General features: G+C 62.3%; 21 protein-coding genes and 1 tRNA gene. 6 read left to right on the forward strand and 16 right to left on the reverse strand.

The annotated features are described in order from the left end of the window. Positions 1–50 precede the first annotated feature (50 nt). The 3 genes from ACEN84_RS07885 to tesB form a co-directional block, all read right to left on the reverse strand. Positions 51–1,418 carry an ammonium transporter gene (locus tag ACEN84_RS07885; RefSeq protein ID WP_413710493.1) on the reverse strand — a complete coding sequence of 456 codons (1,368 nt, stop codon included), beginning with the start codon at positions 1,416–1,418 and terminating at the stop codon, positions 51–53. A gap of 28 nt (positions 1,419–1,446) precedes the next feature. Then, positions 1,447–1,797, reverse strand: coding sequence for a P-II family nitrogen regulator (locus ACEN84_RS07890; RefSeq protein WP_162698828.1), 351 nt, complete (start codon positions 1,795–1,797; stop codon positions 1,447–1,449). A 210-nt stretch (positions 1,798–2,007) separates the two neighbouring features. Then, positions 2,008–2,892: an acyl-CoA thioesterase II gene (gene tesB / locus ACEN84_RS07895; RefSeq protein ID WP_413710494.1), complete on the reverse strand. Its 885-nt coding sequence runs from the start codon at positions 2,890–2,892 to the stop codon at positions 2,008–2,010. 82 nt (positions 2,893–2,974) lie between these two features. On the opposite strand from tesB, the gene ACEN84_RS07900 reads away from it, so the two are divergent. Continuing rightward, positions 2,975–4,189 (forward strand): ubiquinone biosynthesis hydroxylase, encoded by a 1,215-nt coding sequence (locus ACEN84_RS07900; RefSeq protein ID WP_413710495.1) that lies wholly within the window; start codon positions 2,975–2,977, stop codon positions 4,187–4,189. Here ACEN84_RS07900 and ACEN84_RS07905 read toward each other — a convergent pair. The 4 genes from ACEN84_RS07905 to ACEN84_RS07920 form a co-directional block, all read right to left on the reverse strand. Further along, positions 4,186–4,374 (reverse strand): Trm112 family protein, encoded by a 189-nt coding sequence (locus ACEN84_RS07905; protein ID WP_112718321.1) that lies wholly within the window; start codon positions 4,372–4,374, stop codon positions 4,186–4,188. The two genes, ACEN84_RS07900 and ACEN84_RS07905, sit on opposite strands and share 4 nt — an antisense overlap. A gap of 10 nt (positions 4,375–4,384) precedes the next feature. Next, positions 4,385–5,056 (reverse strand): LON peptidase substrate-binding domain-containing protein, encoded by a 672-nt coding sequence (locus tag ACEN84_RS07910; protein ID WP_112718319.1) that lies wholly within the window; start codon positions 5,054–5,056, stop codon positions 4,385–4,387. A gap of 101 nt (positions 5,057–5,157) precedes the next feature. After that, positions 5,158–6,138: a thioredoxin gene (trxA, locus tag ACEN84_RS07915; protein WP_413710496.1), complete on the reverse strand. Its 981-nt coding sequence runs from the start codon at positions 6,136–6,138 to the stop codon at positions 5,158–5,160. 58 nt (positions 6,139–6,196) lie between these two features. Then, a complete protein-coding gene (locus tag ACEN84_RS07920) occupies positions 6,197–6,706 on the reverse strand; it encodes a prolyl-tRNA synthetase associated domain-containing protein (protein ID WP_413710497.1) in 510 nt (169 codons plus the stop codon). Positions 6,707–6,960: 254 nt separating this feature from the next. Here ACEN84_RS07920 and ACEN84_RS07925 point away from each other — a divergent pair. Together ACEN84_RS07925 and ACEN84_RS07930 are read left to right on the forward strand one after the other, a co-directional pair. Beyond that, positions 6,961–7,035 (forward strand) — tRNA-Gly (locus ACEN84_RS07925). Positions 7,036–7,203: 168 nt separating this feature from the next. After that, the gene (locus ACEN84_RS07930; protein WP_413710498.1) at positions 7,204–8,529 is read left to right on the forward strand and encodes a glucoamylase family protein; all 1,326 of its coding nucleotides are present in this window, start codon (positions 7,204–7,206) and stop codon (positions 8,527–8,529) included. Here ACEN84_RS07930 and ACEN84_RS07935 read toward each other — a convergent pair. From ACEN84_RS07935 to ACEN84_RS07960, 6 genes are all read right to left on the reverse strand, one after another. Then, positions 8,526–9,566, reverse strand: coding sequence for an ABC transporter ATP-binding protein (locus ACEN84_RS07935; protein WP_413710499.1), 1,041 nt, complete (start codon positions 9,564–9,566; stop codon positions 8,526–8,528). The genes ACEN84_RS07930 and ACEN84_RS07935 overlap by 4 nt on opposite strands. Beyond that, positions 9,563–11,233, reverse strand: coding sequence for an ABC transporter permease (locus tag ACEN84_RS07940; RefSeq protein ID WP_413710500.1), 1,671 nt, complete (start codon positions 11,231–11,233; stop codon positions 9,563–9,565). The genes ACEN84_RS07935 and ACEN84_RS07940 overlap by 4 nt, the downstream gene beginning before the upstream one ends. A 63-nt stretch (positions 11,234–11,296) precedes the next feature. After that, on the reverse strand, positions 11,297–12,310 hold the full coding sequence (locus ACEN84_RS07945) for an iron ABC transporter substrate-binding protein (RefSeq protein WP_112718497.1): 1,014 nt from the start codon (positions 12,308–12,310) through the stop codon (positions 11,297–11,299). Between the two features lie 139 nt (positions 12,311–12,449). Beyond that, complete coding sequence (locus ACEN84_RS07950; RefSeq protein WP_413710501.1) at positions 12,450–13,439, reverse strand: Ldh family oxidoreductase; 990 nt, start codon at positions 13,437–13,439, stop codon at positions 12,450–12,452. 77 nt (positions 13,440–13,516) lie between these two features. Continuing rightward, positions 13,517–15,055: an aldehyde dehydrogenase family protein gene (locus tag ACEN84_RS07955; RefSeq protein ID WP_413710502.1), complete on the reverse strand. Its 1,539-nt coding sequence runs from the start codon at positions 15,053–15,055 to the stop codon at positions 13,517–13,519. Between the two features lie 21 nt (positions 15,056–15,076). Continuing rightward, complete coding sequence (locus ACEN84_RS07960; RefSeq protein WP_413710503.1) at positions 15,077–16,360, reverse strand: NAD(P)/FAD-dependent oxidoreductase; 1,284 nt, start codon at positions 16,358–16,360, stop codon at positions 15,077–15,079. 188 nt (positions 16,361–16,548) lie between these two features. Between ACEN84_RS07960 and ACEN84_RS07965 the strand changes: the two genes are divergently transcribed. From ACEN84_RS07965 to ACEN84_RS07975, 3 genes are all read left to right on the forward strand, one after another. Then, on the forward strand, positions 16,549–17,439 hold the full coding sequence (locus tag ACEN84_RS07965; protein ID WP_413710504.1) for a LysR family transcriptional regulator: 891 nt from the start codon (positions 16,549–16,551) through the stop codon (positions 17,437–17,439). A 67-nt stretch (positions 17,440–17,506) separates the two neighbouring features. Next, complete coding sequence (locus ACEN84_RS07970) at positions 17,507–17,743, forward strand: Lrp/AsnC ligand binding domain-containing protein (RefSeq protein ID WP_016556708.1); 237 nt, start codon at positions 17,507–17,509, stop codon at positions 17,741–17,743. Between the two features lie 138 nt (positions 17,744–17,881). Further along, complete coding sequence (locus ACEN84_RS07975; protein WP_413710505.1) at positions 17,882–19,039, forward strand: glycosyltransferase family 4 protein; 1,158 nt, start codon at positions 17,882–17,884, stop codon at positions 19,037–19,039. Here ACEN84_RS07975 and ACEN84_RS07980 read toward each other — a convergent pair. The 3 genes from ACEN84_RS07980 to ACEN84_RS07990 form a co-directional block, all read right to left on the reverse strand. Then, on the reverse strand, positions 19,036–22,341 hold the full coding sequence (locus ACEN84_RS07980; RefSeq protein ID WP_413710506.1) for a polysaccharide biosynthesis C-terminal domain-containing protein: 3,306 nt from the start codon (positions 22,339–22,341) through the stop codon (positions 19,036–19,038). The two genes, ACEN84_RS07975 and ACEN84_RS07980, sit on opposite strands and share 4 nt — an antisense overlap. Positions 22,342–22,410: 69 nt before the next feature. Then, on the reverse strand, positions 22,411–23,586 hold the full coding sequence (locus ACEN84_RS07985; protein WP_413711275.1) for a glycosyltransferase family 4 protein: 1,176 nt from the start codon (positions 23,584–23,586) through the stop codon (positions 22,411–22,413). Between the two features lie 13 nt (positions 23,587–23,599). After that, a complete protein-coding gene (locus ACEN84_RS07990; protein WP_413710507.1) occupies positions 23,600–26,077 on the reverse strand; it encodes a glycoside hydrolase family 2 protein in 2,478 nt (825 codons plus the stop codon). Positions 26,078–26,087 lie beyond the last annotated feature (10 nt).

Raw genomic sequence — 26,087 nt, forward strand, 5'->3', positions numbered from 1 at the left:
GACGGGCCATTCAGCGGCGCCCTTTGTTTCCGGGCGCCGCAATCCCTTGACTACGAGTGGTAGGCAGCTTCGCCGTGGGTTGCGAGGTCGAGACCTTCGCGTTCGGCTTCGACTGCAACACGCAGGCCGACGATGAGGTCGACGACCTTGTAGAGGATCGCCGAGCCGATGCCGCACCATACGATGGTGGTGGCGATAGCCGTGATCTGGGTCATGACCTGACCGCCCATCGTTACGCCTTCTGCGTAACCGACGCCGCCGAGCGAAGCGCTGGCGAAGATGCCGGTAGCAACGGCACCGAACATGCCGCCGACGCCGTGAACGCCGAAAACGTCAGCCGTATCGTCGTAGCCGAACTTGTTCTTCACGACGGAGACGAAGAAGTAGCAAAGCGGCGAAACGATCAGACCCATGACGATCGCACCCATCGGGCCGACGATGCCGGCAGCAGGCGTGATGGCAACGAGACCAGCGACCATACCGGAAGCGCCGCCGAGCATGGATGCCTTGCCGCGCGTCAGGCTTTCAACGATCGCCCAGGAGATGACGGCAGCAGCGGTTGCAACGAAAGTGTTGACCGTTGCGAGCATGGCGCCACCGGAAGCTTCGAGGTTGGAGCCGGCGTTGAAGCCGAACCAGCCGAACCAGAGCATGGATGCACCGACCATGGTCAGCGTCATCGAATGCGGAGCCATCATGTCCTTGCCGTAGCCGGTACGCTTGCCGACCATGATCGCGCCGATCAGACCGGCAACGCCGGCGTTGATGTGAACGACCGTGCCGCCTGCGAAGTCGAGCGCGCCCATCTTGAAGAGCATGCCGTTGGCATCCCAGACCATGTGAGCGATCGGGAAGTAGACGAAGGTTGCCCAAAGTGCGCAGAAGAGAACGACTGCCGAGAACTTGATGCGTTCGGCGAAGGCGCCGACGATCAGGGCAGGCGTGATGGCTGCGAAGGTCATCTGGAACATCGCAAAGATGAACTCAGGAATGACAACGCCCTGCGAGAAGGTCGCAGCCGTCGAATCCTTGGTGACGCCGGCAAAGAACATCTTCGCCGTACCGCCCCAATACGGGCTGTCCGAGCCGCCGAAGGCGAAGGAATAGCCGTAGATGACCCAGATGAGCATCAGAACTGCAGCAACCATCGTGCACTGCATGAGAACCGAGAGCATGTTCTTGGCGCGAACGAGACCGCCGTAGAACAGGGCGAGACCCGGCAGGATCATGAAGAGAACCAGCAGCGTAGAAATGAACATGAAGGCGGTATCGCCCTTGTCAGCAACCGGTGCTGCAGCGGCAGCTGCCGGAGCGGCCGTCGTTGCCGCATCCTGTGCGAAAGCGGCGACTGGCGCGAGAAGCGCAGCCGACGCAGCGCCGAGCCGCGCAAAAGTGGAGGAAAACTTCGAAATTGACATTGGTATAAAGCTCCTTGCTCAGCGGTTCTTAGAGCGCTTCGGTATCGGTTTCGCCGGTGCGGATGCGGACGGCATGGTCGATCGAGTAGACAAAGATCTTGCCGTCGCCGATCTGGCCGGTCTTGGCCGACGACGCGATGGCTTCGACCGCCTTGTCGACGATCTCGGTGGCAACAGCGATCTCGATCTTGAGCTTCGGCAGGAAGCTGACCGCATATTCAGTGCCGCGATAGATTTCGGTATGTCCCTTTTGGCGCCCGTAGCCCTTAACTTCGGTCACGGTCAGGCCCTGGATGCCGATCGCGGTGAGGGCTTCGCGCACCTCATCGAGCTTGAACGGCTTGATAATGGCCATCACAATTTTCATCTGGTTTCCCATCCTTCGTTATCCTCGGCACGGAGCCGACTCTCCTTGCCGCTGACGTTCACGACCAGCGACCGGGGATACACATTCAAGGGGCGTGCCAGATTCGAGGCGCGTTATAAGTTATTGAAAAGTAAAGACGATATTAGAGGATGCCAATTATGAGGCATCTGACGAAGCAATTGCAGCTTAAAAAATGCGCAAAAACACAAATATGCACATTATTTATTCATCTGCCTTTTTCCGAATCAAACCCTCCTGGGCGACCGACGCAATCAGAACACCCGAACGCGTAAACAGACTACCGCGCGTCAGCCCGCGAGCACCCGAAGCAGACGGGCTATCCTGGGTATAGAGCAACCAATCGTCCAGTTTGTCGGGCCTGTGGAACCACATCGAATGGTCGAGGCTGGCGACCTGCAGGGTCTGATCGAAAATCGACGTGCCATGCGCATAGAGCGAGGTGTCGAGCAACGTCATATCCGAGAGGTAGGCAAGCACCGCCGCCTGATAAAGCCGGTCATCGGGAACCGCACCCGTGGCACGCACCCAGACATCCTGGCGCGGCTCCAGCTTCTCATTGGAGAAATAATGCTTCAGCGATACAGGCCGGATTTCGATCGGCCGTTCACGCTCCCAGTACTTGCGGATCGCCGCCGGTGCGTGCGCCAGATACTGGTCCTTGATCTGCTGCTCGCCGAGAAGCTTCTCCGGAGGCGGCACATCCGGCATCGCGGCTTGATGGTCGAAACCGGGTTCCTCGATCTGGAATGAGCAGGACAGCGCAAAGATAGCCTTGCCATGCTGGATGGCGACGACACGGCGGGTATTGAAGCTGGAGCCGTCGCGGATACGCTCGACCTGATAGATGATCGGCACCGAGGGATCGCCGGGACGCATGAAATAGGCATGCAGCGAATGCACGATCCGCCCCACCTCGATCGTCCGCTGCGCCGCCATCAGCGCCTGGCCGATCACCTGTCCGCCGAACACCCGCTGCCAGCCCACCTGCGGGCTGCGGCCGCGAAAAATGTCGATCTCGATCGGCTCAAGGTCGAGCGTCGCAAGAAGGGTTTCCATGGCGGTCGGTTTTGCCGCAGCTGCGGTCATTTGCTTGCCCCCGGCAGTAGGAAGTAAGGGAGCGATGATCTATATAGATCACGATTGTATTCACAAGGCTGAGGAGTAAGCGATGCTTGATATGCTGGTTGTTGGCGGAGGCTATGTGGGCCTGTCCGCGGCGGTGGCGGTCAAGCAGGCCGCGCCGCATCTTGATGTCGCCGTCGTCGAGGCCGCACCCGAGCACGTCTGGCAAAAGGACATGCGCGCTTCGGCCATCATCGCCGCCGCGGCCAAGATGCTGGAAGTCTTCGGCATCTGGGAGAATATCCGCACCGAGGCGCAGCCGATCACCAAGATGATCGTCACCGATTCCAAGACATCGGATCCGGTACGCCCCGTTTTCCTAACCTTCGACGGCGAGATCGAGGAAGGCCGCCCCTTCGCCCACATGATCCCGAACGCCGTCATGGTACGCGAATTGCGCGGCGTCTGCGAGCGGCTCGGCATCGAGATCCGCCATGGGCTGAGCGCAACGGGGCTGAGCAGCGGTGAAAACCACGCGACCGTCGAACTCTCCGATGGCAGTGCCATAGAAGCACGTCTCGTGGTCGCGTGCGACGGCGTGCGCTCCAAGCTGCGCGATTTCGCAGGCATCAAGACGGTCAGCTGGGACTACGGCCAGTCCGGCATTGTCGCCACCGTCGAGCACGAGCGGCCGCATAATGGCTGCGCCGAGGAACATTTCCTGCCCTCCGGCCCCTTCGCCATCCTGCCGCTGACCAACAACCGCTCCTCGCTCGTCTGGACCGAACGCACCAGCGATGCGAACCGGCTGGTTGCCGGTGACGATCTGATTTTCGAAGAGGAACTGGAACGCCGCTTCGGCCACAAGCTCGGCGCCCTCAAGGTGATCGGCGCCAAGCGCGCCTTCCCGCTTGGCCTGACTTTGGCGCGCTCTTTCGTCTCCCCGCGCTTTGCGCTTGCCGGCGACGCTGCCCACGGCATTCACCCGATCTCGGGCCAGGGCCTCAATCTCGGTTTCAAGGACGTGGCGGCGCTGGCCGAAACCATCGTCGAGGCCGACCGTCTCGGCCTCGATATCGGCTCGATCAATATCCTGGAGCGCTACCAGACATGGCGCCGTTTCGACACGTTCCGCATGGGTGTTACGACCGACGTGCTGAACCGTCTGTTTTCGAACGACGTGACGCCGATCCGCATCGCCCGCGACGTCGGCCTCGGCATCGTCGATCGCCTGCCGGGCCTGAAGTCCTTCTTCATCGGCCAGGCCGCCGGAACGACGGCAAAGGATAATCCGCGGCTATTGGCGGGCGAGGCGATCTAGTCGTCCAGCCTGCGTGCCTCAGACACCAGCATGATCGGAATACCGTCACGGATCGGGTAGGCGAGCCGCCCCTTCTCGGAGACGAGTTCGTTGTGGTCGCGGTCATAGGTCAGCCGCCCCTTGGTGAGGGGGCAGACGAGGAGTTCCAGGAGCTTTGGATCAACGCGGCTGAGTTTTTCGTCCATCTCTCAGGACTTACTGCAAAACCGTATCGGAGTCACCGAAGACGCGCGCCAGCACGATTTCAGTAATGGCGATCAGCGTCTCAGCGCGTGTCTTGAGATCGGGCGCTTCCAGCAGAGCCTGCTTCTCCGCAGGGCCGAAGGGCGACATCATGGCGAGCGAATTGACGAGCGTCAGGTTGCTTGCCCGCTCGACGCTCTCCCAATCCGCTTCCAGCTTGTTGGCATCGAGATAGGCACGGAAGGCAGAGAGCAGGGCGGCGCGATCGACTGCATCCTCCTCGTCACGTGCCGAGAGATCGGAAATGAACGGAGCGATACGGAAGGTGCGGAACGGGTCGTGGCTCACCTTCTCGCCGATCAGCCTGAAACGGCAGATGCCGGTCAGCGATACGATATAGCGGCCATCGCCCGTTTCGGCGAAAGAGGTGATGCGGCCAAGGCAGCCGACAGGCGCCAGATTGCAATCCGGCATCTTTTCGTCGCTATCGCCAAGTGCCGGCTGCACCATGCCGATCAGCCGGTTTCCGGCCATGGCGGCATCGAACATCGCCAGATAGCGCGGCTCGAAAATGTTTAAGGGAAGCTGCCCGGTCGGCAGGAGGAGAGCGCCGGTCAGGGGGAAAACAGCGATCGTGTCCGGCAGATCACCGGGTTTCAAATATCTCGCATTCCCGACTTGCATGAAATTTCGTCCCGCATTCTTCAAGCAGGAAAAATCGGAGCCCCTGCCATTCAACTGAATGTGGTGCCCCCGCTCAAAAACGCAAGGGCACCCGCATCAAGTTACGAGAACAGCATCGCTGAAAGCTTGCGGCGTGCGGCAACGGTGGCCGGATCCTTGAAGCCCCAGACCTCAAAGAACTGCAGCAACTGGCGGCGAGCGCCGTCGTCGTCGAAGGTGCGGTCCTTGCGCATGATGGTCAGGAGATGTTCAGCAGCTTCGTCGCGGCGCCCCTCGACATTGCGGATCTTGGCAAGTTTCATCCGCGCTTCGTGGTCGTCAGGATTGCCCGAAAGCTGCTGTTCCAGCGCAAAGGGATCGCCGAGCTTGCGGGCTTCTTCGATCTGGTCGAGCTTCTTGAGAACGGCCTGGATGGCGGCATCCTTCGAAAGTTCTTCCGGCAGATCGGTGAGCGCTTCGCGGGCACGCTCGTGCTGATTGGCGGCGATCATGCATTCGGCCATGCCGGCGAGCGCCTTGGCATTTTCCGGATCGGCCTGCATGACGGCGCCATAGAGCTGCGCGGCGCCATTGACGTCGCTCGACGCCAGAAGCCCGGCGGCCTCTTCGAGAACGGCTTCAATCTCGGCTGCCTGATCGGCACCGGCGGGACCGGCGAGCCGGTCGATGAACTGGCGAACCTGGCTTTCCGGTACCGCGCCCATGAAGCCGTCAGCCGGACGGCCGCCGACGAAGGCGATGACGGCCGGGATCGACTGGATGCCGAGCTGGCCGGCGATCGACGGATGATCGTCGATGTTCATCTTCACGAGCTTGACGCGGCCCTGGGCCTCGTTGACGACCTTTTCGAGCACCGGCGTCAGCTGCTTGCAAGGACCGCACCAGGGCGCCCAGAAATCGACGAGAACCGGCTGGTTGCGCGAATCCTCGATGACATCCTTGGTGAAATTCGCCGTCGTCGTGTCCTTGATATAGCTACCGGCTGCTGCCGGAGCCGCCGCAGGCTGCTGTGCGCCGCCATAGGTCGCCGTTGCCGACATCGTGCCGTAGGACGTGCTGTAGGGGTTGTCGTTGCCGCTCATAGGTATCTCCCGCCACGCCGGTCGTGCCCGGCCTTTTTTCTAGCGTTAAAATCGTATGTCAGGCCGTGACTTTCAAGACAAGCGGCTTGTGGCCCGTCGCTTCCATGAAACGGACGAGATCGGCACTTGATATAGAGGTCGTCGCGTCGTTCGACAGCGGATGGCAGTTGATGATCTCGTCCTTCATCAGATCCGCATCGAGAACGAAGGTCACGTTGTGGCCGGTATCGTTGATCGCGCCGAAGGCCGTGACCGAGCCGGGAATGACGCCGAGATATTCCATCAGCTTCTCGGGCTTGCCGAAGGAAACCTTGCTCGCCGCACCGATCAGCGTGTGCACTGTCTTGAGATCAACAGAAGCATGCTCCTCTACAGTCAGCAGGAAAAACTGGTCCTTCTTGTCCTTCACGAAAAGGTTCTTCGTGTGCCCGCCCGGAATTTCATCACGCAGCGACACCGATTCGGCGACCGTGAAGACGGGTGCGTGATCCTTGGTGGAATGTTTGATGCCGAGGCTGTCCAGAAAGGCGAAAAGTTCGTCGCGGGTCTTCGGTTTGGTATCGGTCATCGCGGCATCCATCTGATGAAAATTGCGGGCAGGCGCTTTGATTAAGTCCGGGTAGCGGCTTTGGCAATGCGCATGATCGACGCTTTCGCGCAGATTTGCGGCGTTTTCGGAAATCATTTCAACAGCTTGGAATTTTTCTTCGACTTTCCGTCATTTCCCTGTTGCATTTGAAAATCGTTTGGGCGATATAGCGCCCGTCGCCGCAAGGTGGCGCCCACGGTCCTCACAACTACCACAGGCCGACGGGATTATGAGCGGGTGTAGCTCAGTGGTAGAGCACAACCTTGCCAAGGTTGGGGTCGAGGGTTCGAACCCCTTCGCCCGCTCCAGTTTCTCCTTTGACATCTAGAATACAGACAGCACGCTCCGGCGTGTGCTTTGTCGTTTCCGCCTTTCCGGCCGCAGCATCCATCGAATTTGCGCGCTTTTCAAAAAGGTTTGATTTGCACGCAACGCATCGCCATGTTGAAGCAGGGGCGAAAACGAATGGTTTGAGTATGCTGCAACGACTCGACGACACGGATGCTGCGCTGATCGACAGGCTGCAACAATCCGCCTTCAACTACTTCCTGAAACATACCAATCCCGATAACGGGCTTGTTGCCGACACCTCGATCGAGGGCGTGCCCTGCAGCATCGCCGCCGTCGGCTTTGCGCTGTCATCCTATACCGTCGGCGTAGAGCGTGGCTGGATGACGCGGGCGGGCGCCATCGAACGCACGCTGACGACGCTTCGCTTCTTTGTCGGAAGCCACCAGGGCCGGGAGCGCCACGCGAGCGGTTATCGCGGCTTCTATTATCACTTCCTGCACATGGATACCGGCCACCGCGCCTGGAACAGCGAGCTCTCGACCATCGATACGACGCTGCTTGTCGCCGGCATGCTGACGTCTTCGGCCTATTTCGATCGCGCCGATGGCGACGAGCAGGAGATCCGCGACCTCGTAAAGGTCATTTACGAGCGCATCGACTGGCACTGGGCGCTCAACAAGGGCGAGACCATCTGCATGGGCTGGAAGCCCGCCAGCGGCTTCCTGCACTGGCGCTGGCAGGGTTACGACGAGGCGGTGCTGCTCTATACGCTAGCGCTCGCCTCGCCGACGCACCCCATCCCGCAGTCGAGCTACGACGCCTTTACCTCGAGCTATTCATGGATGCTCTTTGGGGAACAGGCCTATCTCTATGCCGGCCCGCTCTTCATCCATTTCTTCTCGCATGCCTGGATCGATTTCCGCGGCATCCAGGACCGGCCGATGGCAGCCCGCGATTGGGACTATTTCCGCAATACGCAGGTCTCGATCGCCGTCCAGCGCGATTATGCCTTGCGCAATCCCGGTCATTTCGTCGGCTATAACAAGGATGTCTGGGGCCTCTCCGCCTCCGACGGCCCGCCGCCGAGCCGCCATATGCGCGGCGGACGCCATCCGAAGGTGCTGGGCTATGCAGCCCGCGGCGCCCCGCTCGGCCCCGATGATGGAACGATCGCGCCCTGGGCTGCCCTGGCATCGCTCCCCTTTGACCGGCAGGCAGCGCTCGACGGCACGAAGGCGTTGCTCGAAACCTATCCTGACCTCACCTACGAGGGACGCTTCCCCGGCGGCTTCAATCCGACGGTGAAGACCAGACGTCCCGAAGGCTGGGTGGACGACCGCTGCGTCGGCATCGATCAGGGCCTTCTGGTGATGACGATCGAGAACGACCGTTCGGATTTCATCTGGAGCCTGATGCGGCAATCGCCGGTCATTCGCCTTGGCCTCGAGCGCGCCGGTTTCACCGGCGGCTGGCTGGAGCAGGGCGAAGAAGCCGATCGCAGGACGGCCTAGCGCGCCGAGAAAACATGTGCGCGGCCGGCGATGTCCAGACGGACACGGTCGCCGGTTTCCGGCAGTGCGACGCTCGACGTCTTGATCAGGATCGGCGGCAGCTGCACACCCTCAAGCGAAACGGCGACGGTGCAGGTCGCCCCCCCGAATTCCACTTCGACCACCCGGCCGTGATAGGCAGGCTTGCTGTCATCAGGCACGACGCGGATCTGTTCCGGCCGCAGCATGATCTCGGCCTTGCCCTGATGATCGCCATCGACGGCGACCCGGCCAAGCGCACAATCCGCAAAACCGTTGCGGATGACCGCAGGCAGCATCACGGCATCGCCGAGGAACAGCGCCGTCTCGCGGTCCTTGGGCTGCAGATAGAGCTTCTGCGGTGAACCTGATTGCACCAGCTTCCCATCCCGCAACACCGCCACCTGATCGGCGAAGGACAATGCCTCGCCCTGATCGTGGGTCACGAGGATCGTGGTGATCCCGGCTGCCTGCAGAACGCGCGACACGGCCTTGCGCATGTTCTCACGAAGACCTGTGTCAAGCGCCGAGAACGGCTCGTCGAGCAGCATCAGGCGCGGCTTGCGGCCAAGCGCCCGGGCAAGCGCCACGCGCTGCTGCTGGCCGCCCGAGAGCTGATGCGGACGGCGCGTCAGCATATTGCGATCGAGCTCGACCATATCGAGAAGCTCGACGATCCGTTTCTCGCGGTCCATTGCCCCGCGCTCGAAGCCGAAGCCGATATTCTCGGCGACACTCAGATGCGGAAACAGTGCTCCGTCCTGCGAAACGATGCCGATGCCGCGCTTGTGGGCGGGAACGATTGCCGGGCCGTCGGCGAGCATCTCGCCATTCAGCACGACCCTGCCCTGATCCGGTCGCTCGAAACCGGCAATCAGCCGCAGCAGCGTCGTCTTGCCGGAGCCCGACGGGCCTACGACCGCAGTGCGGCTGCCGGCAGGCACATCCAGCGATACGTTGTCCAGCGCGGTGACCGGACCATAGCGCTTGCTTGCGGATTGAATCGTGAGCAGCGTCATTGTCCGGCAGTCCGTTTCGATTGGGAATAAAGAAGCAGCGTCAACGGCAGCGACAGGATGATCATCATCACCGCGTAAGGCGCCGCCGACACGTAATCGATCTCGCTGGTCAGCGACCAGAATTTCGTCGACAGCGTCTCGACGCCATTCGGCGAAAGCATCAGCGTTGCCGTCAGCTCGTTGGTGATCCCGAGCGCCACAAGCGCCACGCTGGCGGCAAAACCGGGTGCTGCAAGCCGCATGGTGATCTGGCGCACGGCCTGCGACGGCGTGCGGCCAAGGCCCATGGCGGCACGTTCGAGCTCGACCGGCGCCTGCGCAATGCTGGCGCGCAGGCCGACCATGGCGCGCGGCAGGAACAGCAGAACATAGGCGACGGTCAGCGTCGCGAAGGTCTGGTAGAGCGGCAGCACCAGCCGCACGGTGATCGTCACCAGCGCCAGCGCCACGACGACGCCCGGCAGCGAGCCGACATAGTAATGGCAGGCCTCAAGGAAACGCTGGAAGCGGCCGGGGGCACGCACCGAGAGCCAGGCCATCGGTACCGCGGCAATCGTCGTCAGCACACCGCCTGCGACGGCAAGGATGATGGTCTGAATGAACGCATTGCCGACCGTATCCAGCCGCCAGATCTCAGCGCCGCCGAGATAGAGCCAGCGTCCGAGCGTCACGAGGGGAACGCCAAGCGTCAGAACCGCGACAGCGATCGGCAGCAGCACCGCCGGAATGGCGAACCATCCGAGCCTGCGCCGGTCTGCCGGGCGAGCCGAGCCGGAGCCGACGCGGGCATAGCGCTCGTTGCCACGAACGAGAATTTCCAGCCCAAGCAGGAACAGACAGCAGGCGACGAGCACGCCGCCGAGCATATTGGCGGCCGGGCTGTTATAGGCGGACTGAAACTGGTCGACGATCGCCGTCGCAAACGTGTCGAAGCGGATCATCACATAGAGCCCGTATTCCGACAGCAGATGCAGCGCGATCAGCAGCGAACCGCCGCAGATCGCCAGCCTGAGCTGTGGCAGGATCGTGCGGAAGAACACGCGCCAGGGACCGAGCCCGAGCGACGCGGCAGCATCCTCGATCGCTGGATCGAGACGGCGAAGTGCCGCGGCAACAGGCAGGTAGAGGAAGGGATAATAGGCCAGCACCGAGACGAAGACGCCGCTCTGCAGCCCCCGCATGCCGGGCACAAGGCTGATCCAGGCATAGCTGTGCACGAAGGCGGGAACGGCGAGCGGCGCGACCGCAAGCCACGACCAGAGCCGCGCAAAGGGAATGTCGGTCCGTTCCGTCAGCCACGCGAGCGTCACCGCAAGCACGATCGACAACGGGACCGTCAGCGCTTCCAGGAACACCGTGTTGATCATCAACTCGCCGACGCGCGGGCGGAAGACGAGCGCCTTCACGGTTTCCCAGCCGACATCGTAGGTGATCCAGGCGATGAAGCCGAGCGGCACGAGGCTGAAGAACGCGACGATGGTTGCGAAGACGACGACGGAAGCGTGCGGCATGCGCCCGCGCAGGGAACCGATTGTGCTGACCGGCGCTTCATTGCCGGCAAGGCCGGTCACGAGCGATCTGTTGTCTTGCAGCAAGGCCGACGCCTTTGTGACGCTGAAAAAGGAAGGCAACCGCCTCGTCAGGAAGCGGTTGCCATGATTGGTCATGCCGTAAGGTTTTCTTGAGCCAAAAGCAATAGTTTTGACTCCGTCCGCCTGCGGCAGATGGGCTTAGATCAGGCCTGCAGCGGTCATCATTTCGACGACCTTCTTGCTGTTCAGTTCCGAGGCTTCGACCTTCGGTGCGTTCAGATCCTTGAGCGGAACGAGCTTGTCGTTGGAATCGCCGCTGACGGCATATTCATAGGACGTGCCGTTCTTCAGGATCGCCTGACCGGCCTTGCCGGCGATGAACTTCAGGAATGCCTGCGCTTCCTTCATGTGCTGCGTCGACTTCAGAACGCCGCCGCCGGAGATCGAGACGAATGCGCCCGGATCCTGGTTCTTGAAATAGTGCAGGCCGACATTGGCGCTGTTTTCCGCCGTCTTCGCCTGATCGCCGAACCAGTAGTAGTGGTAGATGATCGCGCCTTCGACTTCACCGGCATTGACCGCCTTCATCGCAACGCTGTTGCCCTTGTAAGGCGTCGCATTGTCCTTGAGGCCCTTGAGCCATGCGGCAGTCGCTTCCTCGCCCTTCAACTGCAGCAGCGCGCTGACGATGGCCTGGAAGTCGGCACCGGCAGGAGCCGCACCCCAACGGCCCTTCCAGGCCGGATCAGCGAGATCGAGCATCGACTTCGGCAGCTTGTCTTCGGTCAGCTTGCGCTTGTCATAGGCAAAGACAGTCGAGCGGGCGGCAATGCCGGTCCACATGCCATCGGACGGGCGGTATTCGGCCGGAACCTGATCGAGCGTTTCCTTATCGACGGGTGCGAAGAGGCCTGCGCCGTCGACCAGCGTCATGGCCGGGGAGTTTTCCGTCAGGAATACGTCTGCCGGGGAGGCGTCGCCTTCCTGGATGATCTGGTTGGCGAACTGCATGTCGCTGCCCTGACGAATGGTGACCTTGATGCCGGTCTCCTTGGTGAAGGCATCGATCCATTCGCGGCCGAGGCTTTCGTGCTGGGCGTTATAGACGACGATGCCTTCGTCCTGCGCGCTGGCGCCTGATGCGAGCGATGTTGCAGCGAGAAGAGACGCAGCCAGCGCGAGCGCGGAACGGCGCGTAATGGAATTCTTCATGATGCCCTCCATGGCAATATCTCCCCTGGGGGTGGGGTGATGCGCGCCCCCTATATTTTTCCTGACTTCAATTTTCAAGTTTGCTTCACCGTGGGATGATCACAAATACTTGAAATTATTTATCAAGTTTAGAACGATTCTATACCGCGAGGATCGCATCGACGACATCATCCTCGACATCAATGCCGTTTTCGATCGCGGCGCGCCGCGCCGTCAGCCCGCGCCTGCCGGGTAACCGCACCCCCGGATCCGAGGAAATTTCATTGGCAAGCTCGGTCAGCCGGGCCGCCGCAAACGCACCACCACCCGCTTCCGGATTGATGACGATGATCATCTGACCGAGGCCGGGAGCAGCACCTTTGTCGTCGAACAGCGAAGTCGATTCATAGGAGAAGTTAGCGCCCGTCAGCGGCGCAGCCAGGATCTCGACCATCATCGCAAGGGCAGCGCCCTTGGCCTCGCCCGAGGGCACCATCGTGCCGTCGAGCGCCGCAACCGCATCCGTCGTCGGCTGGCCATCGCGGTCGAAGGCCCAGTCGGCGGGGATCGGCACGCCCTTCTGCCGCGCCGCCATGATCTTGCCGCGCGCCACGCGTGATAGCGCGAGGTCTATGACAACAGGATCCTGGCCCGTTACGGGCGCGGCAAAGGCAATCGGGTTGGTGCCGAACAGCGGCTTGCGCCCGCCCCAGGCCGCCATCGCCGCCGTGGCATTAGCAACCATGATCGCAACGAGGCCAGCCTCAGCAAAACGCTCGACCGTCAGCGCCAGAACGCCGGCATGGTGCGAGCGGCGGATCGCCGCCATGGCGATACCCTGCGACCGGGCCATTTCGGTCAGGGCAGGAACGGCGAGATCGAGCGCCGGATAGGCATATCCATGGCAGGCATCGATCTGGATCACGGAAGGATAGGGCTGATAGAGGATCGGCTTGGCGACGCCATCGACCTTCCCGGATTTCGCCTGAGAGGCATAGGCCACGGCGCGGCGAAGCCCGTGCCCGCTCTGCCCGGCAGCTTCCGCCGCCACAAGCGCCCGCGCCACGGACTGCGCATTCCCCTCCTCGACGCCGTTGCGTTTCAACGCATCGAGAACGAGCGTTTCGGCAGCGGCGAGCGTCAGATGCATAGGAAAGACCTTGGAATAAACAAAAGGGGCGACGACGGTGTTACGTCATCGCCCCCGATGCTGCAATGCAAGCGTCCTTATTCGACGTCGAACTTGACGCCCTGTGCGAGCGGCAGGGTCTTGCCGTAGTTGATGGTGTTGGTCGCGCGGCGCATATAGGCCCTCCACGCATCCGAACCGGATTCACGGCCGCCGCCGGTTTCCTTCTCGCCACCGAAAGCACCGCCGATTTCGGCACCGGACGGGCCGAGATTGACGTTGGCGATGCCGCAATCCGAACCACGGGCGGAGACGAAGGTTTCCGCTTCACGCATGTCGTTGGTGAAGATCGACGAGGAGAGGCCCTGCGGCACGGCATTGTGCAGCTCGAGCACATCGTCGAAATCGCTGTACTTCATGACGTAGAGGATCGGCGCGAAGGTCTCGTCAACGACAGGACCCGTCTGCGACGGCATCTCGACCAGAGCCGGGCGAACGTAGAAGGCTTCGCCGGCACCGTTTTCGACGCGCTCGCCACCGGTGACCTTGCCGCCCTCCGACTTGGCTGCAGAAAGTGCCGACTGCATCTTGTCGAAGGCCGCCTTGTCGATCAGCGGACCGACCAGCGTGCCGCTTTCCAGCGGATTGCCGATGGTGACCGAGCCATAGGCCTTCTGCAGGCGCGGAACGAGCTGGTCGTAGACGCTGTCATGCACGAAGAGGCGGCGCAGCGTCGTGCAGCGCTGACCGGCCGTGCCCATGGCGGAAAAGGCGACGCCGCGCAGCGTCAGGTCGAGATCGGCCGTCGGGCAGATGATCGCGGCATTGTTGCCGCCGAGTTCGAGGATGGCGCGGGCGAAACGCTGTGAAAGGCGCGGACCGACGGCGCGGCCCATCGCCGTCGAACCGGTCGCCGAAACCAGCGGCACCTTGGGATGGTCGACGAGGGCTTCGCCGACATCGCGGCCGCCGATCAGCAGCGTCGAGAGATTTGCCGGCGCCTTGCCGCCTTCGGCGACGAAGCGCTTCAGCGCCCGCTCGAACAGTGCCTGCGTCGCAAGCGCCGTCAGCGGCGTCTTTTCGGACGGCTTCCAGACGGTGGCATTGCCGCAGACGAGAGCTAGCGCCGCATTCCACGACCAAACGGCGACCGGGAAGTTGAAGGCCGAGATGATGCCGACGACGCCGAGCGGGTGCCAGCTTTCCATCATGCGGTGCTCGGAGCGCTCGGTGGCGATCGTCAGGCCGTAAAGCTGGCGGGAAAGACCGACGGCGAAATCGCAGATGTCGATCATTTCCTGAACTTCGCCGAGACCTTCGGACGTGATCTTGCCGACTTCGATCGAGACGAGACGGCCAAGCGCGCCCTTGGCGGCGCGCAGTTCTTCGCCGAGCAGCCGGACGAGCTCGCCGCGCTTCGGCGCCGGAACGGCACGCCATTCGGCAAAGGCCTTGTGTGCTGCATCGATCGCCTTCTTGGCGTCGGCAACGGTATCTTCCTTCAGTGCACCAATTTCCTTGCCGGTGACGGGCGAGGTGACGCGCAGCGTGCCGCCGGTATAGCGGGCGGCGTCGACGCCGAGTTCGGAAAGCAGCTTCTTCGTTTCGGCTGCGAGATCGAGGCTAGCGATGGTCATGTGTTTCCAACCTTCTTGTTCTTAAAAACGTGCATCGGCGAAGTGGGCAAGCTGGGCGCCGGCTTCGTACCACATTTCCTTGATTGCCCGGAACCCCGGCTCGCGCGGGTCGGTCAGCGGCAGCGGCAGATCGGCTTCGCTCATCCGGCCGAGAATATGCTGCGCCAGCGTACGCCCGAAGACCGTGCCCGGCGCAATGCCGCGGCCATTATAGCCGGAAAAACCGACGACGTTTTCGGCAAACTTGTGGAAGCGCGGCAGGGCATTGTCGGTCATGCCGATCTTGCCGTACCACTCGCATTCGAACTCGACCTCGCCGATCTGCGGGAAGAGTTTCCGCAGCGAGCGCTTCGCCCAGTTCTTATGGACCGAAATACCGGTATTGCGTAGCGCACCAACGCTGCCGAAGACGAGGCGGCCGGCCTGGTCCATGCGGAAGGACGACAGGATCTCCATGGTATCCCAGACGCCTTCGCGGCCGGGCAGGATTGACTTGCGCAGATTGTCGCTGAGCGGCGTGGTGGCGAGATTGAAATAGGGAAGATGGACCTGCTCGGTTCGCACCTGCTCCCAGGGGCCGGTGCTGTAGGCATCGGTGGCGACGATGATCCAGTCGGCGGTAACCGAACCCCTTGCCGTCTTCACCACCCATTTGGCGCCCTTGCGCTCGGTGGCGGTCACCGGACTTGCCGTGTGCAGCGAGACGCCGGCCTTGACGGCAGCATGTGCCAGCCCGCGCGCATAAGCGAGCGGCTGCAGCGTGCCGGCGCGCATGTCGAGCAGCGCGCCCGCATAGGCGTCGCTGCCGATCCGGCGGGCGGTTTCCGCCGCGTCGAGCAAGGTCACCGGCGCACCGCGCCTGCCCCATTGCTCCGCCCGGTCCTCGATCTCCTTGAGGCCCTCGGCACCGACGGCGCAATGCAGCGTGCCGTTCTTTTCGAGCTCGCAGGCGATCGCATGCTTGTCGATCAGCTCCATGACCAGACGCGGCGCATTGCCGAGCATATCGAGCAGCCGCTCGCCGTAGACCTCGCCGAGAACGCCGGGAAGATCGTCGGGCATCACCCACATGCCGGCATTGATCAGGCCGACATTGCGGCCGGCGCCGCCGAAGCCGATCTCCTTGGCTTCGAGCAGAACGACCTTCGTCCCGGCTTCCGCCAGATGCAGGCCGGAGGAGATGCCGGTATAGCCGCCGCCGACGATCACCACATCAGCCTCGACTGCGCCCTGAAGCGGCGCGGTTACAGGCGGTTGCGGAGCGGTCTTTTCCCAGAGCCCGTGCGAGCGCGGATCATTCAACATCGGTCGTTCCATCCCAAGGCAAAATCGCCGTTAATCTACCGCTACCGGACGGCCTGCGAAAGCGTCTGACGGCAGGGCTTTTGCAGCGCCAGTTCATTCCAAAATTGCGGCAAACCATTCTTTACAAAGCGCTTATTGGAGTGAATATCGACGTTTCGGAAACAGGTCATTCTGAAATGGAATGAGATATGCTCGCATCACGCCGTTTTCTGCCATCGATCTCCCTGCTTGCCGCCTTCGAAGCGGTGGCACGCACCGGCAGTGTCACCGCTGCAGCTCGCGAGCTGGACCTCACCCAGAGCGCCGTCAGCCGGCAGATCAAGGCGCTCGAAGAACAGCTCGGCGTCGAGCTGTTCCTGCGCGAACGCCAGACCGTCAGGCTGACCTTGGCGGGAGACAGCTACGCGCGAGAAATCCGGGAAGCACTACGCCGCATTTCCAGCGCCTCTTTGAACCTGCGGGCCAACCCGCATGGCGGCACGCTCAATCTGGCGATCCTGCCGACCTTCGGCACACGCTGGCTGGCGCCGCGACTGGGGGGCTTCCTGCGCAACAACCCGGGCGTCACGATCAATCTCGTTACCCGGCTCTCCTCCTTCGATTTCCGCCTCGATGCCATTGATGCCGCGATCCATTTCGGCCACCCGCACTGGCCGGGTGCCGAGCTGACCTTTCTGATGTCGGAGAAGACGGTTCCGGCCTGCAGCCCGCAGTTTCTGAGGGAGCATGCGATCAGCAAGCCCGAACACCTGCTGGACCTGCCGCTGCTGCATCTGACGACACGGCCGGACGCCTGGGAGGTCTGGTTTGCCGAAAACGGCGTCGCCTTCCAGAGCCTTCACGGCATGCTGTTCGACCAGTTCGCCACCGCAGCACAGGCCGCGGTCGCCGGCCTCGGCGTCGCCTTGCTGCCGACCTTCCTGATCCAGGACGAACTGAAGCGCGGAGATCTCGTCGCCGCGATCGACCGGGAGATCGAAAGCCGCGACTGCTACTATCTCGCCTACCCCTCCGAACGCGCCGATTACGCGCCACTTGCCGCCTTTCGCGAGTGGATAGAGGCAGAAGCCAAGTCTTGAGCTTGCATCCGGGGAGAGCTTTCGCGCATTATGCGCGCCAACAGCATCCGATCCGCAGGAAAGTACCATGAAGCCCATTTTCGTCCAGCTCCAGTGCGCTCCAGGCAAGACCTACGAAGTCGCCGACGCCATCTACCAGACGGAACGTGTTTCTGAGCTCTATTCGACCAGCGGCGATTACGATCTGCTGCTGAAGGTCTATATCGAAGAAGGCCAGGATATCGGCAAGTTCATCAACGACAACATCGCCAATATCCCGGGCATCGTCCGTTCGCTGACGACACTGACTTTCAAGGCTTTCTGAGCCATCTGGCGATTAACCGTCTTCGCAAGATTTCCAGCCGCGCGCCGCACCGTAAACCCGGCCTTAAGGCGATCGGGTATTTCGTCCGGCTATGTGGCCGCGCGGGGTCAGGAGTATCGTTTTGGAGCAACGGCGGGCATGACCACGAAAGTACAGAGGGCAGACGCTCCGCTGATCGTCCATGTCGTGCGCCAGTTCCTGCCGAACCGCGGCGGCCTCGAAGACGTCGTCGCCAATCTGGCGCGTGAAACCGCAAGACGCGGCTTCCGCGTCCGCGTCGTAACGCTCGATACGCTCTTCACCGCCCGCGACCGCAAGCTGCCACCGCGCGAAACCATCGACGGTATCGAGGTCGTCCGCATTCCCTGGTCCGGCAGCACGCGCTACCCGATCGCCCCACAGGTCTTCAGCCATCTCGGCGATGCCGATCTCGTGCATGTCCACGCCATCGACTTCTTCTTCGATGCGCTGGCGATCGGCCGGATACTCCATCGTAAGCCGATGGTGGTGACCACCCATGGCGGCTTCTTCCATACGCAGAAACATGCCGCACTGAAGAAGGTCTGGTTCCAGACGCTGACGCGTCTGTCGGCGATGAATTATCGCCGCGTCATTGGCTGCAGCACCTCGGATATCGCCCAGTTCTCGCAGATCGCCCCGAATACGGTGCTGATCGAGAACGGCGTCGATATCGGAAAGTTCGCCGACAGCGCATCGCGCACCCCGCTTCGCCGGATCGTCACCATCGGCCGCTTCTCGGTAAACAAGCGTCTGGATCATCTCCTCGACGCGATGAAGGTGCTGACGGGCCGCGACGCGTCCTGGCATCTCGATATCGTCGGCTCGGAATCCGATCTCAAGGCCAGCGATCTTCGCGCCGAAATCGCCGCGCGCAATCTCGGCCAATCGGTCGGCCTGCATGTCGGCATCGATAACGAGGCCATCCGCGCACTGATCTCGGGTGCCTCGCTCTTCGCCTCCGCCTCCGAATACGAGGGCTTCGGCCTCGTCGCCCTGGAAGCTATGAGCGCCGGGCTCTATCCCGTTCTAAACGGCAATGCCGCCTACCGCGCCCTCGCAGAGCGTCAGGCACCGGTGACGATCACCGATTTCAGCGACGCCGGGACAGCGGCCGATGCGATCGGCGCGGCATTCGATGCGATCTCTGCAAATCCATCTGCCATGCGTGAAGCGCTGATAGCGGCAGCCCGCCCCTATTCCTGGGATCATGTCGCCGGGCTCTATATCGAGCTCTACCGGTCGCTCGGCATCCCGGCTTTCAAAGCTAGCGCTTAAGCTTTCGCCAGCTTGGCGATCTCTTCCAGAACGATCCGGCGCGATTCCAGCGGCGTCAGGTTATGGTCGGCGTCCTGAAGCATGACGAGGCGCACATTCGGATAGCGCTGCAGCTTGCGGCCACCCGGGCCGAAGTGGAAATACATATGATCGAGGCCGACATCGGCTTCGCTGTAGATCAGCGTCAGCGGCACATTTCGCTTGCCGAAGGAGGCGAAGGCATGCTTCACCTCGCGGGCGACATGACCCTTGTGCGGCAGAAGCTCGATCAGCGGCGCGAAGCGGTATGACACGCGGCGGCCGACGGCGATGAAGAAATTCTGGAACGCGGCCTTCACGTCAACCTGGCCGCGGAACAGCCGCTTCAGCGTTTCGATATTCATCAGGCGCTGGCTGTAGTCGTCGACGCTGCGCGGCACCGAAACGACGTGCTCCTTGGCAACCTGGACCGCCGGGTCCCAGTAATAGACGAAGGGATTGATCGAGACGACCGCCTTCAGGCGCTCGTCGGCAATCCCGGCGCGGAAGGCGACATAGCCGCCGCTGCAGCGCCCGGCGACCATGACCGGCCCCGGCACATACGCCTCCAGAAGATCGAGCGCCGAGACGGCGTCTTCGATCTGGGTGGTCGAATAGAGGATCTGATCGGGCGCATCCGGGCGCGGAACGCTGTCGCCGACATTGGCTGAATCGAAGCGCAGCGACGTGACACCCTGGCGGGCGAGATCACGCGCCATATCGACGATCGTCCGGCCCCAGCCGGCATGACGGTCATAGGCGGTGGTCAGGAACATCACCGAATTGCCCTGGGACTCACCGATCGGGCGGCTGAGAACGCCGACGAGATGATGATGATCGCCGAAGCGAACCGGTATCTCCTCGAAACCGTCACCGCGCAGGATCTGGTTTTCGGCTGGAACGACCGAGTTGGCGGCAGTGGCATCGGGAACGGTATTCGCTTCGATCCAGCGGGCAAGCTCCGCGACGACGGCCATTGGCGTCTTGGCAAACAGCGGATTGGTCGCCAGTTCTTCGTAGCCTTCGAACACCTTCTCATCGACGCTGGCGCCAAGCGCTCGCAAGGCTTCGGCAAAGGCGGAATCGCCGGCGCGCGACGGATGCTCGAAGAGAACATACTTGGCCGCGGCAATGCTTTCCGGAGTGGTCAGATTGAGCTTGCGGATTTCGGCGGCGATCGCTTCCGGCATGAACAGACCGGCGATCGTCACCTGGTCGGCAGGCGCATGTTCCTTGCTGAGGCCGAGATCGGCGTGAATGATCTTCGCCCACATGTTGAGTTCGCGGAGATACCCGCGGCCGCTCAATACGGGAGCCAGAAGCGCGACTCCGCTGACACCCGGTATCGTCGCGCCTATGCGCTGCACAAGTGCTGCGCCGATGCCCTGAGCCGCCAGAATGATCTGGTCGCAGCCGCTGAGCGACTTCAGCTCCTCTGCCGCTGCACGGATCGATTTCTCCCAGCTTGCCAGCGTCGCCGGCTCGCTGTCGAAATCGAGCGCATCGCCGGTGCCGAGATAGTCGAAACGCAGGCTGGGAACGCCGATATCCGAAAGATGCTCGGCGGCCACGCGATAAAACTTGCGGCTGCACATTTCCTCGAAGCCCCAGGGGCTGACGAAGAGCACAGCCGAGGAACGCTTGGTGACGGCAGGATTTTCAGGCATAAACAGCCCGATCGTTCCGTCGAAGGCAACCGGAAATGCGGCGCTGCGGCCGGCACCTTCCGCGGGCTCCTGAACCATTGCGGCAGAAGCTTCGCCGTCCTTTTCAGGTGGCAGCGGCGCGATGAACTGTGCGGCCTTCAGCGCGCGGCTACGCAATGCCGAGGGAACCTTGCCGAGGATGGAGCGGATGACCAGCGCATCCTGCCGCGGAATGACCTTGAGGAACTTCAGCGCCAGCAGATAGGCAATGCCACCGGCAATTATCGCGAGGACGAGCCCAACCGGATTATGGAAAACTTCAAGCACGGCAAGCGCTGCCAGCGCGCAGAGCACTGCGGCAGCCGTCACCTTCGCGAGGCTGACATAGAGAGTCGACAGCTGACTGCCAAATCCGGTCTGTTTGATCATGATCACGCACATCACGACAAAAACGCCGATGCGAACGAGTGCCGCACCTTCCGCCGCAAAACTAGGCACCAGGAGTAAACAACCGCCTACCATCACAAGGCCACCAATCACACTGGTCTTCAGGCGATCGCGCACCCGGTCCATCGACAGGAGGTAGAGGCTGAGGATCTGCATGAAGGTGTAGGCGGGCGCGGCGAGCGCCAGCAGCATGACGACGGGACCGCTCGGGCGGAAGGCCTCACCGAAGACGCTGACGACGAGCACGCCCGAGATGGCGGCAAGCCCGAAGCTCATCGGCAGGATGATATAGGCCATGCTGCGGGTGACGGCGGCGAAGACTTCGACGGGAAGCGTGGCATCCTTGCTGCTGTGGCGCTGCTCGGAATAATAGGGCAACAAGCTCCCGGTCATCTGGATCGGCAGCTGCAGGGCGATATTGGCGACCGACAGGCCGATCGCATAATAGCCGACCATCTCGACCGACCAGAACTGCTGCAGGAACAGCAGTTCGAGGCGGTTGATGAAGACGGAATCGATCAGGAACTGCGTCGAGATGATCACCGAGGACGAAGCCAGCGCACCGAAGGCGATGCCGCATTTGTCCCGCTTGGCGAAGAGGATCGGCATGGTCGCGACGAAGAACACCAGCTGGCCGAGCGCATAACCGATCAGCACCCCCTCGACGCCATGCAGGACGGCACCAATCGCAACGCCGCCGAGCTGCAGGATCGAGACCCCGACCGTCAGCTTGAAGAAGTCTCCGAGCCGCTTTTCGCCGATCAGGTAGAATTTGACGAAGGAGCCGATCGCCTGGATGAAGAACAGCGCGCCGGTAACGAGTGCCACTGACGGCGCGGTTTCGGCCCAATGCATCTCCTCCGACGACAGGAAGAAGATCGCGTAGAGCCCGAGCAGCACCACCGTCGAGAATACCATGAAGGTGACGAGGATCGACGCAAAGCCCATGCGCCTCCTGCTGTCATAACCCTGGGCGCTGAGCTGCGGCAGGGTTTTCAGCAGCGTGATGCTGGAGCCAAGTTCGGCAATCGAAGCGCCGGTGACGACGAGCCACAACGAGAAGGCAACGATGCCGTTCGCCTCGGGGCCGAGCAGGCGCGCGGTGATGATCGACGAGGCGAAGCCGGTGGCAAGCAGCAGCATGCCGGCCGCAGCGTTCATCACCGAGTTTGCTATGATCCCGTTCGACATCAGTCCCGTTCCGTTGCTTTCTCAGCCATTCCTAAAGTGAAACCGTTAAATAAGGCCCGAAGTTTTCGGTTAACGGGCAGCGCTCGCCAGTGTTTGCAGCGCTTTCTCGTAGGTATTGGCCTCGAGATAGGCGATCAGGAAACGTTTTGCCCGCGCCGCTTTCGCCTTGGCGGTTTCCGGATCGGCATAAATCTGTTCCAGATATCCGGCGGCGATTTCAGGCGATGGATCGGCCCAGACAGCGCCGGTCAGCGCCGCAAATTCCGGATGCGTATCGACAACCGGTATCAGCGACGGCGCGACGTTCCAGGTGTTGTCCGGATCGCAGAAATCCACTGTGCCCGACCAGCCCGTGCTCACGACAGGCGTATTGTGGATGATCGCCTCGGCAACGGTGAGACCGAAGCCTTCCGAACGGTGCAGCGAGATATAGGCATCCGAATCTCGGATCAGTCCGTTGATCTCGCTGCTTGCCAGCTTGTCGGTGACGATCCGAATCCGGCTATTGCCCTCGGCGGAGCGATAAAGCGCGGCCAATCCGGCATCCTTCGCCGGATCGCCACTGCCCTTCATCAGCAGGAATGCCTTCGGGCAGCGCGCTTGGAAGATCTTGAAGGCGTCGATTACCGCCTGCGGGTTCTTCCGGTTGATCGACGATCCCGCACTGAAGATGAAGCTGACGAGGAAAGCATCGTCGTCGATCCCGAACTTTGCGCGCATGCCGTCGGCAGCGGGCTTCTCTGTCACCGGATGCGGCACGACGATAACGGGCGCCGACGTCAACGGCGCGATCGCCTTGCGGGTGAATTCGGAGGGCACGAAGACGGCATTCACATAGCGCGCACCGTTACACCATTCGGCAGGAACGACTTCCAGTTCCCAGGCCCAATAGCCGATATTGTAGGCCCGCGCGAACTCGCCGAGACCGGTGCTGAGCACGGCGCGCGGCAGCATCGGCGGATTGAGGTGCCAGATGCGGGTGCCGGGCTTCGCCGAAGACTGCGCAACCGCCGTCCACTCGACCGACGAGCCCTCGCCAGCATGAGTGCTGACATCGCGCAGCGAAATCGTCCGTCCCGCCGAGACCAGGGCGTCGGCACAGAGCCGCGCCGACTCACCCACACCTGCCATCATCGAGAGATAGCCGGCGACTTCGACCGGGCGCGCCGGATCGAACGCAACACGCGATTTCGGGATCAGCCGCTGCAGAACATGGGAGCGAAAGGCACGGTAAAGCGATCGGATCGACATCTTGTCCTTAACCACCGGCACTGAAGGCAAACCGGCGCATGTTTCCGGCGCAGAGCACCTCGCCCTGCGGCTCGCCCGCATCTGCCGTCATCGGCGTCAAACGAATGCGCCGCTGAATGCCTGGCGCGAGATGGAACCAGTCGTCCGACGGACCGTAACCGGCAGCTTCGACATGCACCGACTGCGCAAAGCGATCGGTCGTCAGATCGACCGCCCAATGGCCGGCATCCTCGACGAGCCTGACGTCAACGGTGGCGTCATGGCAGGCCTTGGCGCGCCCGAGCGGGAAATGAAACGCTTCGCCCAGCAATTCGCCATTGACGGAGCGAAGCCGCGCGACCGTAACGTCATGCGACGGCGGCCCAAAGCGGAAGGCGTAGGTCGTGTCGAAGAAAGCACCGAAAAGCTCGGTCGCGGCGATCTTCTGTTTGCTGCGCGCAGCAAGCGCCAGGCTGTGGCTACCACTTGCCGCCTGCTGCCGGCCGTCACGGAAGCAGATGATCTCGAGCTCGGCCGCAAGATCGGCCGCCGTCTCGTTGATGACGTGAATATCGAGCCCGTTGGTGCCTTCGTCGGTCAGCAGCACCTGCAGCGGCTTGAAGGCACGGCGCATCGCATACCAGACCGGCTTGGGCTCACCGGTGGAATCGATCACGCCCCAGCCCGGGCCGGGGAGCAGGTCCTGCAGTGTCCAGACAAGCGCACCGTCGCAGCGCGAACCGGTGCGGCGCCATTCGGCAAAGGTCTCGGTCAGCACCTCTCCCGTGACGGCGCGGGAGAGCTCGAGATAGCGCTCCGGGTTCTCGCGGCGAAGGCTTGCCGGGTCAGTGTCGTAGAGAAGGCCGAGATAGAAATCACGGACATCCTCGAAATCCCAGGAAGCGCCGCGATCGCGGGGCACACGCGCCTTCCAGAGCGGGCTGTGGACGGCGGGAACATCGAGATGCCGCTGCAGCGTCGATTGCTGCGGAACATGTGCAAAAGCGAGGCTCTCGGCGGCAAAACGCACATCCGCCCGACGCGCGTCCTCAAGCGGGCGCATATAGGCGCCGACACCGTAATAGTGGGTCACCCCTGCATTCGGGGAAAACGGCATCGCGCCGCCATAGGGCGAATTCGGCACATAGGGCACGTCGGGCCGCAGGCGGGAAGCAATCGCCGGGATCACCTCGTCGGTCACGGGACCGCCCCAGAATTCGCGCGGCAGGCCGAGCATTGCCGCCTGCTGGTGGACCTCGCTGCCGCCGCAGAGCACGGCGAGCGACGGCGATGCCTGGACGCCATGCAGGAAGCCTTCCATCTCGGTATGGACATGACCGGCAAAAGCCTTGTCGTTTCGCGGATAGTCGAAATTGGCGAACATGAAGTCCTGCCAGACGAGCAGGCCGAGCTCGTCGCACAGCGCGAAAAACTCCGGCGTCTCGTAGGCCATCGTGCCGCCGATGCGGATCATGTTCATACCAGCTTCCGCCGCAAGCCGCAGGAAAGGCTCGTAGGCGCTGCGATCTCCAGGCAGCCGCACGATATCGGCCGTCGTCCAGACCGCCCCGCGGCAGAACACCCGCTCGCCGTTGATGACAAGACCAAAACCATCGCCATCGACACCCCGATCCAGCTCGATCCGCCGGAAACCGGTCTTGTCGAGCGGATATGCGATCCCGTCGGAGAGAAGCGTCAGATCGTAGAGATGCGGCGTGCCATGCGTATGCGGCCACCAGGGCGTCACGTCGGGGATCTTCAGGATCGCCGAATAATGGTTGTCGCCAACCTTCTCGAAGGACGCTTCATGCTCGCCGCAGCGCAGCTGCAGCACCGGCTCCTCGGCATCGCAATAGAGCGACACGCTGAGGCGCCCGGCACCATCCTCGTCGAGAACCGCGCGGATCGAGACATTGTCGATCGAGACCGGGCCGCCGCGCACCAGCGAAATCGCCCGCCAGGGGCCGACAGCATGAATTTCAGGGCACCAGCCGGGCATGTGGCCGAGAACGGTGGTGCGGATATTCTTGAGGCCGGCGGGCGTGATCATCTGCGGGCGCCAGCGGGCCCGCGGTCCGGGTTCGGCAAGCTTCGGCGCCAGGGCGCGGAAGCAGAGTGCGAGCTCATCGCCGCCAGCGAGCGTCACCGGGATTTCGTGCGCGGTGAACATGCTTTCCGAAAACAGCATCTCCTTGCCGTTGACGAAGACATGGCAGAGCGTCGCCAGCCCTTCGAGCCGAAGTATCCAGTCGCCCGGCTCTGCATCGAACAGGCGGCAGACATACCAAGCATCGCGGGTGTTCAGCGGCTGCGGATTTTCGCGGTCGAACAATCCGGCCTTTTCGAGTGCCGCTGCCACCGTACCCGGCACGGGTGCGGCGATGAACTGCGATGTCGGCGGAATATCATGCGGCGTCGCATAGGCATCCGGCTCGGTCAGGACGAGGTTCCATCCTTCCGAAAGCAGAACTTCCTCTGCCGCGACGCTTGCCAACCTCCCACGCATGCTCAAGTCT

Origin of the sequence: Rhizobium sp. Rhizsp82, from assembly GCF_047325115.1 — a bacterium.
Lineage (GTDB): Bacteria > Pseudomonadota > Alphaproteobacteria > Rhizobiales > Rhizobiaceae > Rhizobium.

What these genes read in the sequence shown, in the direction of transcription:
- ACEN84_RS07885 (WP_413710493.1), bottom strand. Translation starts at nt 1,418, where the DNA reads ATGTCAATTTCGAAGTTTTCCTCCACTTTTGCGCGGCTCGGCGCTGCG.
- ACEN84_RS07890 (WP_162698828.1), bottom strand. Translation starts at nt 1,797, where the DNA reads ATGGGAAACCAGATGAAAATTGTGATGGCCATTATCAAGCCGTTCAAG.
- tesB (WP_413710494.1), bottom strand. Translation starts at nt 2,892, where the DNA reads ATGACCGCAGCTGCGGCAAAACCGACCGCCATGGAAACCCTTCTTGCG.
- ACEN84_RS07900 (WP_413710495.1), top strand. Translation starts at nt 2,975, where the DNA reads ATGCTTGATATGCTGGTTGTTGGCGGAGGCTATGTGGGCCTGTCCGCG.
- ACEN84_RS07905 (WP_112718321.1), bottom strand. Translation starts at nt 4,374, where the DNA reads ATGGACGAAAAACTCAGCCGCGTTGATCCAAAGCTCCTGGAACTCCTC.
- ACEN84_RS07910 (WP_112718319.1), bottom strand. Translation starts at nt 5,056, where the DNA reads ATGCAAGTCGGGAATGCGAGATATTTGAAACCCGGTGATCTGCCGGAC.
- trxA (WP_413710496.1), bottom strand. Translation starts at nt 6,138, where the DNA reads ATGAGCGGCAACGACAACCCCTACAGCACGTCCTACGGCACGATGTCG.
- ACEN84_RS07920 (WP_413710497.1), bottom strand. Translation starts at nt 6,706, where the DNA reads ATGACCGATACCAAACCGAAGACCCGCGACGAACTTTTCGCCTTTCTG.
- ACEN84_RS07930 (WP_413710498.1), top strand. Translation starts at nt 7,204, where the DNA reads ATGCTGCAACGACTCGACGACACGGATGCTGCGCTGATCGACAGGCTG.
- ACEN84_RS07935 (WP_413710499.1), bottom strand. Translation starts at nt 9,566, where the DNA reads ATGACGCTGCTCACGATTCAATCCGCAAGCAAGCGCTATGGTCCGGTC.
- ACEN84_RS07940 (WP_413710500.1), bottom strand. Translation starts at nt 11,233, where the DNA reads ATGACCAATCATGGCAACCGCTTCCTGACGAGGCGGTTGCCTTCCTTT.
- ACEN84_RS07945 (WP_112718497.1), bottom strand. Translation starts at nt 12,310, where the DNA reads ATGAAGAATTCCATTACGCGCCGTTCCGCGCTCGCGCTGGCTGCGTCT.
- ACEN84_RS07950 (WP_413710501.1), bottom strand. Translation starts at nt 13,439, where the DNA reads ATGCATCTGACGCTCGCCGCTGCCGAAACGCTCGTTCTCGATGCGTTG.
- ACEN84_RS07955 (WP_413710502.1), bottom strand. Translation starts at nt 15,055, where the DNA reads ATGACCATCGCTAGCCTCGATCTCGCAGCCGAAACGAAGAAGCTGCTT.
- ACEN84_RS07960 (WP_413710503.1), bottom strand. Translation starts at nt 16,360, where the DNA reads ATGTTGAATGATCCGCGCTCGCACGGGCTCTGGGAAAAGACCGCTCCG.
- ACEN84_RS07965 (WP_413710504.1), top strand. Translation starts at nt 16,549, where the DNA reads ATGCTCGCATCACGCCGTTTTCTGCCATCGATCTCCCTGCTTGCCGCC.
- ACEN84_RS07970 (WP_016556708.1), top strand. Translation starts at nt 17,507, where the DNA reads ATGAAGCCCATTTTCGTCCAGCTCCAGTGCGCTCCAGGCAAGACCTAC.
- ACEN84_RS07975 (WP_413710505.1), top strand. Translation starts at nt 17,882, where the DNA reads ATGACCACGAAAGTACAGAGGGCAGACGCTCCGCTGATCGTCCATGTC.
- ACEN84_RS07980 (WP_413710506.1), bottom strand. Translation starts at nt 22,341, where the DNA reads ATGTCGAACGGGATCATAGCAAACTCGGTGATGAACGCTGCGGCCGGC.
- ACEN84_RS07990 (WP_413710507.1), bottom strand. Translation starts at nt 26,077, where the DNA reads ATGCGTGGGAGGTTGGCAAGCGTCGCGGCAGAGGAAGTTCTGCTTTCG.